The organism is Microbacterium sp. NPDC090003 (genome assembly GCF_044748385.1).
Classification (GTDB): domain Bacteria; phylum Actinomycetota; class Actinomycetes; order Actinomycetales; family Microbacteriaceae; genus Microbacterium.
Genome location: NZ_JBIVFW010000001.1, coordinates 1216309 through 1230259 on the forward strand (window position 1 = coordinate 1216309; position 13951 = coordinate 1230259).

Sequence of the window (13951 nt, forward strand, 5' to 3'; positions counted from 1 at the left end):
GTCTCCCCTACTCCCACTCGATCGTCCCCGGCGGCTTCGACGTGACGTCGAGCACCACGCGGTTGACGTCGCGCACGCCGTTGGTGATCCGGTTCGAGATCTTGGAGAGCACGTCGTACGGCAGACGCGTCCAGTCGGCCGTCATCGCGTCCTCGCTCGAGACGGGACGCAGCACGATCGGATGCCCGTAGGTGCGGCCGTCGCCCTGCACGCCCACCGAGCGCACGTCGGCGAGGAGCACGACGGGGCACTGCCAGATCTCCTGGTCGAGCCCCGCCTTGGTGAGCTCCTCGCGGGCGATGGCGTCGGCCTCGCGAAGGATCTCCAGGCGGTCGGCCGTGACCTCGCCGATGATGCGGATGCCGAGGCCGGGGCCGGGGAACGGCTGGCGGCCGACGATCGCCTCGGGGATGCCGAGCTCGCGCCCGATCGCCCGGACCTCGTCCTTGAAGAGCGCGCGCAGCGGCTCGATCAGCTCGAAGTCGAGATCGTCGGGCAGGCCGCCCACGTTGTGGTGCGACTTGATGTTCGCCGTGCCCGCACCGCCGCCGGACTCGACGACGTCGGGGTAGAGCGTGCCCTGCACGAGGAACTTGACCGGGGCGCCGCCCGAGGCCTTCGCCTCGGCGACCAGATCGAGCTGCACCTTCTCGAACGCGCGGATGAACTCGCGTCCGATGATCTTGCGCTTCTCCTCGGGGTCGGTGACACCCTTCAGGTGGCCGAGGAAGGTCTCTGCGGCGTCGACCGTGATCAGACGCACGCCGGTGGACTCGACGTAGTCCTTCTCGACCTGCTCGCGCTCGCCCTTGCGGAGGAGCCCGTGGTCGACGAACACGGCGGTGAGCTGATCGCCGATCGCCTTGTGCACGAGCGCGGTGGAGACCGCGGAGTCGACACCGCCGGAGAGCGCCGAGATGACGCGCGCGTCGCCCACCTGCTCGCGGATGCGCTCGATCTGCTCGGCGATCACGTTGTCGCTGTTCCAGTCGGAGGCGAGTCCCGCGCCCTTGTGCAGGAAGTTCTCGAGCACGCGCTGTCCGTGGTCGGAGTGCTTGACCTCCGGGTGCCACTGCACTCCGTAGAAGCCACGGTCCTCGTTCGCGAACGCCGCGACCTTGGTCGCGTCCGTCGTCGCGAGCACGTCGAACCCCTCGGGAGCACGGGCGACCTGGTCGCCGTGGCTCATCCACACGTTCTGCTCGACGGGCTGGCCGCCGAGCAGCGTCCCGCCGTCGCCCGTGATGACGGCATCGGTCGCCCCGTACTCGCGCAGGCCGGTGTTCGCGACCTCGCCGCCCAGGGTCTGGGCCATGTACTGGAAGCCGTAGCAGATGCCGAGCGTGGGCACGCCGAGGTCGAACACCGCGGGATCGAGGCGCGGCGCTCCCTCTTCGTAGACCGACGACGGGCCTCCCGAGAGGATGATCGCGACCGGGTTCTTGGCGGCGATCTCGGCGGCGGTCGCGGTGTGCGGCACGATCTCGCTGTAGACGCCGGCCTCGCGCACGCGACGGGCGATCAGCTGCGCGTACTGCGCGCCGAAGTCGACGACGAGCGCGGGGCGCTGCTGGGTCTCGGACTGTTCGGTCAACGGGCACCTTCCGGGGCGGGAGCGGAGGCCTCTGAGGCCTCGCGGGTGGCGAGGTAGGTCTTGACTTCACGGGCCACGATGGCCTCCATGAAGAACGACAGCAGCGGGATCACACCGCCGAGCGCGAGCAGGATGAAACGCGGGAACGGCCAGCGCATCAGGCTCCACATGCGGAAGCATGCGAAGAGGTACACGACGTAGAACCAGCCGTGGGCGACGAGGATCGCCAGTGACAGGTTGAAGCCGTCGCCCAGGGAGGTCATCTCGCACGAGTTCGTCCAGGGGGCGAACAGCGACCACCACTCGCAGTCGGCTCCGGCGAGGACCCCGGCGAACCAGAGCGGTCCGCCCGAACCTCCGAGGAACAGTTCGAGGTGGATCGGCGTGTACTTCAGCACCATCTCGGTCAGCAGCAGGAGCAGCATGACTCCGGTGATGATCGACGCGATCTGGTAGAACTTCAGCGCACCGCGGATCGCCGGAAAGCTGGCGACTTTCGGTTCGGGCATGCGTCCAGTCTAGTCGGCGCGCCGCACCGCTCGATCCGGCGCGGATGGCCCGCGCTCGACGGCCTCACGGCGCGGGCGGCCGAGCGATCAGCGCCTCGCCGTGGCCCGTCAGCGCGCGCTCCGACGCCGCCGCGGGCACGAGCACCGTCGATCCCGCGGGGAACGCCCGACCGTTCAGGGCGACCTCGCCATCGACCACCACGACGATCGCGAATCCGGGATCGAGTACCGTGGGCTCGCCGTCGACCGGAACCCGCTCGAGACGGAAGTACTCGTCGGCCGCGGCGGGGAACACCGACCCCGATCGGGGCGCCGCACGCACGAGTCCGTCGAGGTCGGCTCGATCGCGCCCTGCACGGTTCACCGCGGTCAGGGCGAGATCGAACCCGAGACCCAGATGCCCCTCGCCCGGGCCGTCGATCGCGAAACCCTCCCACTCGAGCAGAATCGAGAGGTCCTCGGGCTGCTGCAGCTCGAGCAGGAGGACCCCCGCACCGATCGCGTGCAGCTCGCCGGGCGGCACCCAGACGACGTCGCCCGGGCCGACCTCGATCGCGTGCAGCAGATCGAGGAGTGCGTCGACGTCCTGTCGAGCGACCAGGTCGGCGAGAGCATCCGCCGACACGTCCTCCCGCAGACCGACGTGCACCGTCCCGCCCTCGAGGATGTACCAGGCCTCGGCCTTGCCGTGCGCGCGGCCGAGGTGCCCTGCCGCGAAGTCGTCGTGCGGATGCGCGTGCACCGGCAACCGCTCCCCCGCGTCGAGCAGCTTGACGAGCAGGCGCGCGTCGTCGCCCCAGCGGCGGACGTGCTCCTCCCCCAGCCAGGCCGTCGGATCCCCGGCGATCGCCTCGCGCAGCAGCCGCCCGTCGGGCAGAGTGCTGAGGCCGAGAGTCTCCTCGCCGCGAACCGTCGTCACCGATCCGATCCAGTCCTCGGGCTCGCGGGGAGCCGACCCCTGATCGCCGCGGAACGCACGGAGACGCTCACCACCGCGGTAGAAGCGCTCGGCGGGTCTGTTCGCGGCCAGGGCGATCGGTGTCATCGGGTGGCTCCATTCAGGTCGGCGTGCGCGGCATCCGCATCGGCGTGGACGGCATCCGCATCGGCGTGCGCAGCCAGGAACCCGCCGACGAAGGTATCGCCGAGACCGATCGTGGTCGGCTCCGCGATGTCGAGGGCGAAGGCCGGCACGCCGACCGCTCCGGGGATGCCGCGCTCGACGGCGGCGACGAGCTCGGCTCCGCGTCGGCTCCGCGCCATCGCGGCCGTCGCCACGGCATCCGACGACGAGAATCCGTCGCCGAGCCGGTAGCGGGTCGCCGCGACTCGCACGGCGCTCTCGAGCGCTGCGCGGTGGCGCACGGCATCAGATCCGACGGCGATCGCCCAGTGCCGGGTGTGCACGACGAGGGCCGGGGCGGGGATCAGGCGGGCGATCACGGCGAGCGCGGCGATCATGTCGGTCGGATCGAGCAGATCGAGGGATCGACCCAGGTACTCCTGCAGTTCGTCCTCGTTCATGCCGTACACATCGATGCGGGAGAGCAGCCGTTCGCGGACCGTGTGCGAGAAGGCCCGCGTGTAGAAACCCGCGTCCTCGTAGTACACCAGCGCATCGTCGGGCAGCGACTCGAGCGCCACGAGCAGCTCGTCGAGCCGGCGCTCGAGCAGGTCATGGTCCTGCATCGTGTTGAAGCCCGACACCAGGAACACGGATGCTCCGGCCAGGGCCGCCGGCAGATCGTCGGCGAGACGCATCTCGCGATTCGGCGGGTCGTTCGCGAAGATCAGCCGGTTCGCGCTCGGGGAGACGATGTCGCCATCGATCAGCCGCACCTGCGCCCCGACCGGGTACTGCACGATCAGGTGCGGATCGAGGGTGTCGCGCTCGGCAGATGACACGTATGAGACGCGCTCCGGCAGCAGGCGGCGGACGTTGTCGTCGATGCTCACCAGATGCTGCACGCTCGGGATGCCGAGGCTGTCGAGCACGAGCCCCGCACGCACCCCCGTGCCACCGAGCGTCACGGCCACGTCGAAATGCGCGGCGAAGCGCTCGATCACCTCGGAGGACTCGACGAAGCGCTCGGCCCCGGTCCCGGCTGCGACGAACGCGAGCACGGCCACCAGGAGCGAGCGCTCGTCGACGATCGGCGCCGCGGCGGTCAGCTCGTGCCGCCGGATGCGATGCTCCCGGGCCAGGCGACCGACCACGTCGGAGTTCCATCGCAGTTCGAAGTCGACCGTTCCCCCGAGCCCCAGCACGAGTCGCCCGTTCACATCCTCGGTCATCCGTCGATCGCCCTCCCCGTCGAGATCAGTGCTGCTCAGTACAGGTCGGCCTTGCCGTCCGCGCCGAACAGTTCGATCTTCTCAGCAGCGGTCGCCTTGAGGGCGGCGATCGGCTCGGGCTGGATCGCGTTCGGCTCGCGGAGGCGCTCGTCGGTACCGAGGATCTCGCGCATGCGGTTGTGGTACGAGACCTTGATGTCGCTCGAGATGTTGATCTTGTTGATGCCGAGTTCGACCGCTCGACGCAGCTCGGCGTCCGGGTTCGCCGATCCGCCGTGCAGCACGAGCGGGATGCCGACCGCAGCCTTGATCTCCTGCAGCAGGTCGTGGCGCAGCTCGGGGTTCTTCTCGGCGGGGTACAGGCCGTGCGAGGTGCCGATCGCGATCGCCAGGCTGTCGACGCCCGTCTCCTCGACGAAGCGCACGGCGTCGTCGACGTTCGTGTAGATGATCTCCGCTGCGCCCGACTCGCCATAGCTGTCGTTCGCGCCGATCGTGCCCAGCTCGCCCTCGACCTGGATGCCCACCGCGTGGGCGGCCTCGACGACCTTGCGCGTGAGCGCGACGTTCTCGTCGAACGGCAGGAGCGATGCGTCGATCATGACGGAGGTGAACCCGGCCTTGATCGCCGTGATCATCTGCTCGTAGCTGCCTCCGTGGTCCCAGTGGATCGCCACGGGAACGCTCGAGCGGTGCGCCCGCGAGTGCATCGCCGCGATCAGGTCGGTCGTGATGTGCGAGACCTCGTCCGGGTGGATCGCGATGATCACCGGCGCGTTCTTCTCCTCGCTGATGTCCATGACTCCGTTGAACATCGCCCAATCGCTGATGTTGAACGCCGGGATCGCGAAGTTGTGCGCGTTGGCGACGTCGAGGATGGATTTTCCGGTGTAGAGCACGTGTTTCTCCTGTTTTCGTGATGGTCGAAGGCCCCGGAAGGGGTGGCGGTCAGCTCTTCACCGAGCCGGCCGTGAGGCCGCTGATGAAGTAGCGCTGGAAGAAGAGGAAGAGGATGAGCACGGGGATGGATCCGAGCACGCTCATGGCCATGATCTGGTTCCACTCGTACGAGTGCTGACCCATGAGGAGCTGGATGCCGATGGGCACCGTGCGCATGTCGATCGTGCGCGTGAGGGTGAGGGCGAACAGGTACTCGTTCCACGCGATCATGAACGTGTAGATGCCCACCGACACGATGCCCGGCACCGAGATCGGCACGAGGATGCGCCACAGCGCCGTGAACGACCCGGCGCCGTCGACACGGACGGCCTCGTCGAGCTCGCGCGGCAGGGTGTTGAAGTAGCCGGTCATCATGATGATCGCGTAGGGCAGCGTGAACACCATGTAGGTGAGGACCAGCCCGGCATAGGAGTTGTAGAGGCCGAGCGCGACCATGAGGCCGAAGTACGGGATCAGCAGTGTGATGGGCGGCACGGCCTGCACGCTCACGATCACCACGTTGAGAATGCGCTTGCCCCGGAAGTCGAAGCGGCTGAAGGCGTAGGCGGCCTGGATCGCGACGATGAGGGTGAGCACCGTGACCGACCCCGCGACGATGTAGCTGTTGAGGAAGAACCGCACCGTCTCGGCGTTGGTGAAGATCGCGATGTACGCGTCGAAAGAGAAGGTGTCGGTCACCAGCCGCGGGGGCAGCTCGAAGATCTGGGTGTTGGACTTGAACGAGCTCGAGAGCATCCACAGCACGGGTCCGGCGGCGAAGACGGCTCCGATGATCAGCCCGATCATCAGCGAACCCTTCGCGACGACGCGGCGGTTCTTGACGGTGAGCGCCATGATCAGTCCCTCGCTTTCTGGTGACGGACGTAGAAGACGGCGAGCACCATCGACATGAGCAGCACGAGCACGGCCGAGGTGGCGGCGAGCGAGAAGTCGTACTTGGCGAAGGCGAGCTTGTACGTGAAGGTGCTGAGGACCTCGGTGACGTCGATCGGGCCGCCGCCGGTGGTCATCCAGATGAGCGCGAACTGCTGCGAGGTCCAGATCAGGTCGAGCAGCACGAGACTCACGATGATCGGCCGCAGCTGCGGGATCGTCACGTTCCAGAAGCGCTGCACGTTGCTGGCACCGTCGACCGTGGCCGCCTCGTGCAGTTCGGCCGGGACACCCTGGAGGCCCGTGAGCAGGCTCACCATGAAGAAGGGATAGCCCGCCCAGATGTTGATGAAGATGATGGTGCCCAACGCCAGCTGCGGAGAGGCGAGCCATTCGATGTCGGTGTTGAGCAGGAAGTTGATCACGCCGTTCGGGGCCAGGAGCATGCGCCACAGCACCGCGATCACGGCGACCGTGAACAGCCACGGCAGGACGTAGAGGGCCCGGAACAGCGAGCGCGAGACCCGGCCGAGGAGCGGGCTGTTCAGCATCATCGCGAACGCGAGGCCGAGCACCAGGTGCGCCAGCACGCTCGTGACCGTGAACAGGATCGTGTTGCCGGTGGCCTTCCAGAAGCGGGGGTCGGAGAGCACCTCGACGTAGTTGGCGATTCCGACGAACTCGGGCGACTTGTTCAGGATCACGTTGTCCTGGAACGAGTATCCGATCACCATCACGATCGGCACGATCATCAGGACGAACAGCAGGATGATCGTCGGCGAGAGGAAGGCGTACGACTCGGTGGTCTTGCGCAGTTGCCGTCGGCGCCGCGAGTGCGGCACCCCGGTGACGATCACCTCGGTGTCGTCGGTCGTTCTCAGGCTCATGAGGTGCAGGCTCCTAGGTTGGTCGGGTGCCGCACCGCATCATCGGCGATGCGGCACCCCGTTCAGGCGGGAGGCGAGGAGCTCAGAACTCCGCTTCCCAGGACGTCTGCGCCGCCTTGAGCGCATCGGGGATCGACTGCTGACCGTCGAGCGCGGACTGCAGCTGTTCGCCGAACTGGCGCATCAGCTCCTCCGCCACCGGCAGTCCGGTGAACTCGTTGGCGGGGTAGCCGGCCTGATAGATGTCGAACGCGGTCTTGAACAGCTCGTCGTCGTTCACGAAGTCGGGAACCGAGGTCGAGTTGCCGGGGAAGGCCTTCGCCATGGTCGACAGCGTCGAGTTGGTCTCCTGACTCATGAGGAACTCGACGAGCTTGAACGCCGCCTCCTTGTGCTCGGAGTTCTCGGCCACGCCGATGCCCCATGAGGCGTAGGGGATGCCGCGTTCACCCTCGTACCCGTCCTCGGCGGGGATCGCCGAGATCGAGAACTCGAGGTCCGGGTTCGTCTCGCGGATGAGGTTGATGTGCGCGAGCGAGTCGATCATCATGCCGGCACGGCCGTTGGTGAACTCCTCGACCTTGTCCTGCTCCTTCATCGTGAACGAGCCGGAGGCGATCACGCCCGCGTCCCACAGCTCGCCGATGTACTCGACCGCGGAGGTCACGTCGTCGTTGGTGAGATCGGGCTGGCCGTCCTTCAGCATGGAGCCACCGGATGCCCAGACCCACGACATGACGTCGTTCTGCACACCGTTCGGCGCTTCGAGCGAGAGCGGGAGCACCCACCCGGAGACGTCTCCACCGAGGGCGGAGACCTTCTTCGCGGCATCCGCGAACTCGCTGCGGGTGGCGGGCGGAGCATCGACGCCGGCCTCGGCGAGCAGCGCATCGTTCGTGAACATCGGATACACGAAGTTGACGACCGGGATCATGTAGGTGCTGCCGTCGACCTGGATCTGGCTGGCGAGCTCGCTGTCGTCGTAGTCGTACTCCTCCATCAGCGCGCTGAGGTCGGCGATGACACCCTGCGAGGCGAAGTCGTTGACCCACGCGCCGTCGAGACCGACGACGTCGGGCATCGTGCCCGACGCAGCTCCCGCGAACAGCTGCTCCTTGGTGGAGGCGTACGGCCCGCTCACGAGATCGACCGTGATCCCGGGGTTCGCCGCCTCGAACTCGTCGATGAGGGCGCGGAACTCGCCGTCGGGCAGTTCCGGCTCCCACCACTGGGCGAACTCGATCGTCACGTCGCCGCCGTCGCCACCGCTGTCGCCGCCGGTGCTGGGCGCGCAGCCCGCCACCGCCAGAAGGGTCACGGCCGCCGCGGCGGCTCCGACGATGTTCCGGGTGCGTCGCTGCCCCAGTCGCACTGTGCTCATCACTTCTCCTCTTCGAGATCGTGCCGCATCACGCGCTTCAATGCTTGTTCATGCGGTTTTGAGCCATGTTATGCCCGGATTTGCTATCGCGTCAAGCATGAATGCGGATAGTTCGCCTCGGTTTTCCTGGTCGAAGACCCATATCCCGCGAACAATCAGGCCTGCACCCCACATGCAGTTTTCTGCACAAATCTGCGGTGTTCGTCGCTCTCGTGTGCTAGAGATGACTGCATGGAAACATCCGCACCGGCACATCGTCGTCGCCTCCCCGCGGGCAGGAAGGCCGATCTCGCCAGCTACGTCGAACAGACGGGTCAGGTCACGGTCGGCGATCTCGCCGAGCATTTCGGCGTCTCGATCGACACGATCCGCCGCGATCTCGATCAACTCGACCGCGAAGGCGTTCTCGTGCGCACCCACGGCGGCGCCGTCAGCTCCGCGACCGGACCGCTCAAGGACCGCGCCCTCGACGTGCGCATGCGCGTGCAGACCGAGGAGAAGGAACGCATCGCCCGCATCGCCGCCGGCCTGATCGAAGACGGCTCGGTGGTGATGCTGAACGCCGGAACGACGACGTTGGCGGTCGCTCGTGCGCTCCGCAACCATCAGGATCTGACGATCGCGACGAACAACCTGCGGATCCCTGCCGAGCTCGCGCCGACCGCGTTCCGCGATCTCTACGTCTTCGGTGGCGCCGTGCGCTCGATCACCCAGGCGACGACCGGTCCCGTGACATTCACGATGACGCCCGGCGGCCCGGAGGTCGACATCCGCTGCGACCTCGCGCTGATCGGTGTCGGAGCCGTCGACGAGGGCGGGTACTCGGCGTCGAACCTCGGCGACGCCGCGATGATGTCCGAGATGATGCAGCGCGCCGAGCGCACCGCGATCCTCGCGGACTCCTCGAAGATCGGGCGCCGGTTCTTCGCGCAGATCGCCCAGCTCGACCGGGCCGACTACCTGATCACGGATGCACCGCCTCCCCCGCACATCGCCACCGCCCTCACGCAGGCCGATGTGCAGGTGCTCGTCCCCTGATGACGACGGAGGCCGCCGGGATCCCTCCCGGCGGCCTCCGCTGCGCTCAGCGGGGTGGGGTCACCACCATCCGCCGATCAGATCGAGGATCCAATCGATGATGCCGCCGATGATCCCGCCGATCGTGCTCGCCTTCTTGACGGTGACGGATGCCGTGGCCTCGTCTCCGTCCGACTGCGACACCGCGACGGTGTAATCGCCGGCCTTCGTGTTCTTCGGAACGGTCACCGAGCTGTCGAACGAGCCGTCGCCCGCGACCTGGATCGTACCGACCTCGATCGCCGCGCCCTTCTTCGGTCGCAACTGCACCGTCACCGTCTCGCCGGGCTCGTATCCCTCACCGGTGATCTGCAGCTTCTTGCCTGCCGTCACCTTCGAGGAGCCCAGGTCGATCGTGCCGGAGAACTCCGCCTCACCCGTGATCGTGAACGGCACCTGCACCGTCGTGCCCGTCGAGGGGACCGATACGGTGAGCGCCTGCTCACCCGTCACCCCCGCGGGAACGGCGAAGGTGAGCGTCGCGCGCCCGACCTCGTCGGTCGTGTCGACGATCGTCGGATCGATCGCACCCGTGGCGAGCGGGGTGTCGCCCAGCGAGAGCGTCACCTCGCCCGGCGCCGGCTCTCCCGCGCTGAACGCGAGCGACGACAGCGCGACTGTCACCTGATCGCCCGCGCTGTAGCCGTCGGCATCCGCCGGGCTGACGGTCACACCGACGGCGCGCTGCGCCTGATCGGGCGTCGCGGTGCCGTTCGCGTCGAACCAATCGACCATCGACTGCAGGTCGATCTTGCCGGTGTCGCGCTTGCCGGTGCCCTCCCGGAAGGTGACGAAGTTGTCGCCTCCTGCCGCGAGGAACGAGTTCGCCGCGACCGTGTACTCGGCAGTCGGGTCGATCGGGGTTCCGTCGAGCGTGATCGAGGTGATCCGCGCCCCCTGCGCGGCGGTGGGGTCGTACGTGTAGACGAGCCCCTCCGAGACACCGAGCTTCAGGAACGGACGCGCCGCGCCCGCGGGCTGCCACTGCTCCTCGAGCACACCCTTGAGCTGCTCCCCCGTCAGGGTGAGCGTCACGAGCGTGTTGGCGAACGGTTGCACGTTCGCCGCCTCTCGGTAGGTGACGTTGCCATCGGGATCGGATGCCCCGCTCGAGGCGTACGCGAGGTTCGCTCGCAGACCGCCGGGGTTCATCAGGGCGATGTCGGCATCCGTCGACCACTTCTGCACGTCAGCCACGAAGTTGCCGATGGTCGACTCGCCACCGCGGTTCTCGGAACCGTTCGCCTGTCGCGCCCGATTGAAGTCCGCCGTGATCTGTCCGACCTCGACCGCGCCCAGCACGTCGGCCTCGGCCTTCGCCTTCGCGACGATCTCGGCGACCTCGGGCACGGCCGGGTAGAGCGGCTGCCCGTTGGCGGTGAGCGGCTTGATCTCGTTGGTGATCGAGATCAGATCCTTCGTGGTCGGGTCGACCTGGATGTTCATCAGGCCCAGGTTCTCGCCGTACTGCCCCGCCGAGACGACCGGGCGGCCGTCGATGACGTGGTTGTAGGCGAGGTGGGTGTGCGCCGAGACGATCGCATCGACGTCGTCGTCCACGCCGTACACGATCTCGCCGAGCGGCGAGTCGGGCGTGACCGCCGCGACGTCGGTGCTCTCGGCCCCCTCGTGCACGAGCAGGATGATAACGTCGGCCTCGCCGTTGGACTCGTCGCCGTCGCGCAGATCGTCCGCGACCGCGTTCACGGAGTCGGCGATGCTGCGCACCTCGAGGTCGGCGATCCCCTCCGGGGAGACCAGCGAGTCGAGATCCTCGGTGACGGCTCCGATGAAGCCGACCTTGACGCCGTCGAGCTCCTTCACCCATGCGGGGGCCAGAGCGGGCTCGCCGGTCTCGGTCACGAAGACGTTCGACGCGATGTACTCCCAGTCCGCGCGGTCCTGCACGCGATCGCGCAGGTCCTCCCAGCCCTGGTCGAACTCGTGGTTGCCCGCCGAGCTCACGTCGAGACCGGCGGCGTTGAGCGCGTCGATCGTGGGGTTGTCATCGTTGATGAACGAGGTGAAGGTCGAGGCACCGATCAGATCGCCCGCTCCCGCGAAGATCGTGTTCGGGTTCTCGGAGCGGAACTGCTGCACGGCCCCCGCGAGCACGGCGGCACCGGCGGCGGCGCCGTCGGCCTCGATGCGTCCGTGGAAGTCGTTCACCGTGACGACGTCGATGCTCACCGGCGGGATCTCCGAAGAGACACCGACGATGATCGGGTCGTGGTCGCTCGAGCGGTAGGGCGTCCCCGCCTCGGTGGCGCCGAACGCGTAGCCGCGATCGCTCCACTCGGGGGAGTTGATGCCCCAGACGCCCGCTCCCGTGATCGAGGAGGTCAGCGACGGCGACGCGATCACGTGGTCGAGCGAGCCGAGCTCGCCGTCGAACGAGTACGTGTACTGCCCGTCGGTCTTGTCGGCGACGAGGTCACTCCAGCCCGCCGACGTGAACACGTCGATCGGGTCTTCCTTGCCGTACGCGTTGAAGTCGCCGATCAGCAGCAGGTCGCTGCTGCCGGTCGACTCCTCGAGGTCGCCGGCGAAGTCGAGGATCGCCTCGGCCTGCGCCACACGGTCGGCGTTGAAGAACCCCTGGCCGTCGGCCGGCTCCGCACCGGCGCCGGTGGGCGGGGACTTCGACTTGAGGTGGTTCGCGACGACCGTCACGACCCGTCCGTCGATGTCGAACGCCTGCGCGATCGGCTCGCGGGCATTGCCCCACACCGACTCGTCGGTCACGGTCGCGCTGTCGCCGATCGGCGAGACGGCATCCTTCTTGTAGATGATCGCGTTGGTGATGTAGTCGGTCGTCGCCGCGTCGTTCAGAGCCTCGGGCGTCGGCACGAATGCCCATACCTCGCTGCCCGCCGCGTCGTTGAGCCCCTCGACGAGATCGGCGAGCGCGGTGTCGATCGGCTTGCCGAGCTTGACCGAGTTCTCGATCTCCATGAGCGAGACGATGTCGGCGTCGAGGCCGTTGATCGCCGCGACGATCTTGGACTTCTGGATCGCGAACTGCGCCGCATCGGCGGCGCCGCGCGCGTCGGGGTTCTCGCTCTTCAGCGTCGTGAAGTAGTTGAAGACGTTGAACGACCCGACCTGCACGTCGCCGCCCACGTCCGGAGCGGTCTCGGTGCGCGGGTTGGTCTGCTCGAAGCCGACCTTGAGCTCGGCGGGAGAGGAGTCGTCGATCGGGACGGTCGGCTGCAGCCGCCAGTCGTCGAAGCCCCACTGCAGGATGTAGCCGGCGTCGCTGAAGTCGACGACGTCACCCGTGCGCACGACCTGGTCGGTCGTGAAGTACGGCTGCTGGCCCGGGTGGTTGTTGTTGTTGTTGACCTGCAGCGACCATGCGTCGTCGAGCAGGATGCGGTTCTCCCGGTTGGCGGCCGCGATCGCGGCGGCCTCGTCACCCGGACGCGTCGTCTCGGTGCTCTTGACGTTGAGGTCTTCTCCGGCGTTCAGCCACAGCGTCCCGAAGTTGTAGAGCTGGTGGCTCGATGCGAGGCGGTAGGTGCCGGCCGGTGCCACGAGCATGTTCTCGTACTGCTCGCGCTCGGCTCCCACGACGGTGTCGGGAAGAGGGGTGACCTCGGGCAGACCGGCATCCGCCGTGACGACCTCGACGCCCGCGAGAGCCGTGGGAGAGATCTGCGTCTGACCGAAGTACTCGCTCACCTTGCCGGTGACCGAGACGAGGTCGCCGATCTCGAGCGTCGGTGCGAGGGCGTTCAGGTAGACGAACACTCCGTCGGAGGCTCCGGGCGTCGCATCTGCGGCACCACCGGATCCCTGCGTCTGGATCACGATGCCCTTGTAGCCACCGGTGCGGTAGTCGGCGGTGACGATGCCCTCCACCGTGACGGTCTGCCCGTTCACGGGAGAGACGTCGCCGGTGCCCTGCACCTCGGCGATGGTGTGGGTGGCCGGCGTGCTCGCGGCCGCGGCATCCTCCGCGGGAGCCGCCGGTGCATCTTCGGGCGCGGGCGCTGTGGCCGCGTCATCCGCCTCGTCCTCGACGGTCGGCGGCGTAGACGGGGCCTCCTCCGGTGCGGGGGGTGCGGTGTCGTCCGGCGCGGGGGTCGCCGGTGCCTCCGTCTCGGTGCTCGACGACGCGGGGGGATCGACGGGCTCCTCGGCGAAGGCGGGGGTCGCGGCGAGCGACCCGAAGGTCAATGCGACGGCGGTGGTCAGAGCGAGAGCGCCGGCGCGCCCCCGCTTCCGGAATTCTGACGAATCGACTCCCGTGCGGGCGTCGTCGTGGGGGGCTGACATGCGAACGGTCTCCTCGACATTGTGGATTTCGGTGACGTCGGGCCCTTGTGGGGCCTGTCGTGCGAGCGTCCGAAGCGTGTGTCCGACCGCGCGC

General features: G+C 67.8%; 10 protein-coding genes. 1 reads left to right on the forward strand and 9 read right to left on the reverse strand.

From position 1 onward, the window contains the following. Window positions 1-7 precede the first annotated feature (7 nt). From guaA to ACIPVN_RS05930, 8 genes are all read right to left on the reverse strand, one after another. Entirely contained in the window at window positions 8-1594 is a 1587-nt protein-coding gene (gene guaA / locus ACIPVN_RS05895) for a glutamine-hydrolyzing GMP synthase (RefSeq protein WP_400440717.1), read from the reverse strand. Further along, window positions 1591-2103, reverse strand: a complete 513-nt coding sequence (locus ACIPVN_RS05900; protein ID WP_400440720.1) for a DUF3817 domain-containing protein — start codon at window positions 2101-2103, stop codon at window positions 1591-1593. Before ACIPVN_RS05900 ends, guaA begins: the two co-directional genes overlap by 4 nt. 64 nt (window positions 2104-2167) lie before the next feature. Then, window positions 2168-3148, reverse strand: coding sequence for a class I mannose-6-phosphate isomerase (locus ACIPVN_RS05905; RefSeq protein ID WP_400440723.1), 981 nt, complete (start codon window positions 3146-3148; stop codon window positions 2168-2170). Next, window positions 3145-4398: an ADP-dependent glucokinase/phosphofructokinase gene (locus ACIPVN_RS05910; RefSeq protein WP_400440726.1), complete on the reverse strand. Its 1254-nt coding sequence runs from the start codon at window positions 4396-4398 to the stop codon at window positions 3145-3147. Before ACIPVN_RS05910 ends, ACIPVN_RS05905 begins: the two co-directional genes overlap by 4 nt. Before the next feature lie 35 nt (window positions 4399-4433). Beyond that, window positions 4434-5297: a ketose-bisphosphate aldolase gene (locus ACIPVN_RS05915; RefSeq protein ID WP_336640827.1), complete on the reverse strand. Its 864-nt coding sequence runs from the start codon at window positions 5295-5297 to the stop codon at window positions 4434-4436. Window positions 5298-5346: 49 nt separating this feature from the next. Next, a complete protein-coding gene (locus ACIPVN_RS05920) occupies window positions 5347-6192 on the reverse strand; it encodes a carbohydrate ABC transporter permease (RefSeq protein ID WP_400440730.1) in 846 nt (281 codons plus the stop codon). Window positions 6193-6194: 2 nt separating this feature from the next. Beyond that, window positions 6195-7118 (reverse strand): carbohydrate ABC transporter permease, encoded by a 924-nt coding sequence (locus ACIPVN_RS05925; RefSeq protein ID WP_400440733.1) that lies wholly within the window; start codon window positions 7116-7118, stop codon window positions 6195-6197. 82 nt (window positions 7119-7200) lie between these two features. Next, window positions 7201-8499, reverse strand: coding sequence for an ABC transporter substrate-binding protein (locus tag ACIPVN_RS05930; RefSeq protein WP_400440736.1), 1299 nt, complete (start codon window positions 8497-8499; stop codon window positions 7201-7203). A gap of 231 nt (window positions 8500-8730) precedes the next feature. Between ACIPVN_RS05930 and ACIPVN_RS05935 the strand changes: the two genes are divergently transcribed. Continuing rightward, window positions 8731-9537 carry a DeoR/GlpR family DNA-binding transcription regulator gene (locus ACIPVN_RS05935; RefSeq protein WP_400440739.1) on the forward strand — a complete coding sequence of 269 codons (807 nt, stop codon included), beginning with the start codon at window positions 8731-8733 and terminating at the stop codon, window positions 9535-9537. A gap of 60 nt (window positions 9538-9597) precedes the next feature. On the opposite strand, the gene ACIPVN_RS05940 is transcribed toward ACIPVN_RS05935, so the two are convergent. Continuing rightward, the gene (locus tag ACIPVN_RS05940) at window positions 9598-13857 is read right to left on the reverse strand and encodes an ExeM/NucH family extracellular endonuclease (RefSeq protein ID WP_400440741.1); all 4260 of its coding nucleotides are present in this window, start codon (window positions 13855-13857) and stop codon (window positions 9598-9600) included. Window positions 13858-13951 lie beyond the last annotated feature (94 nt).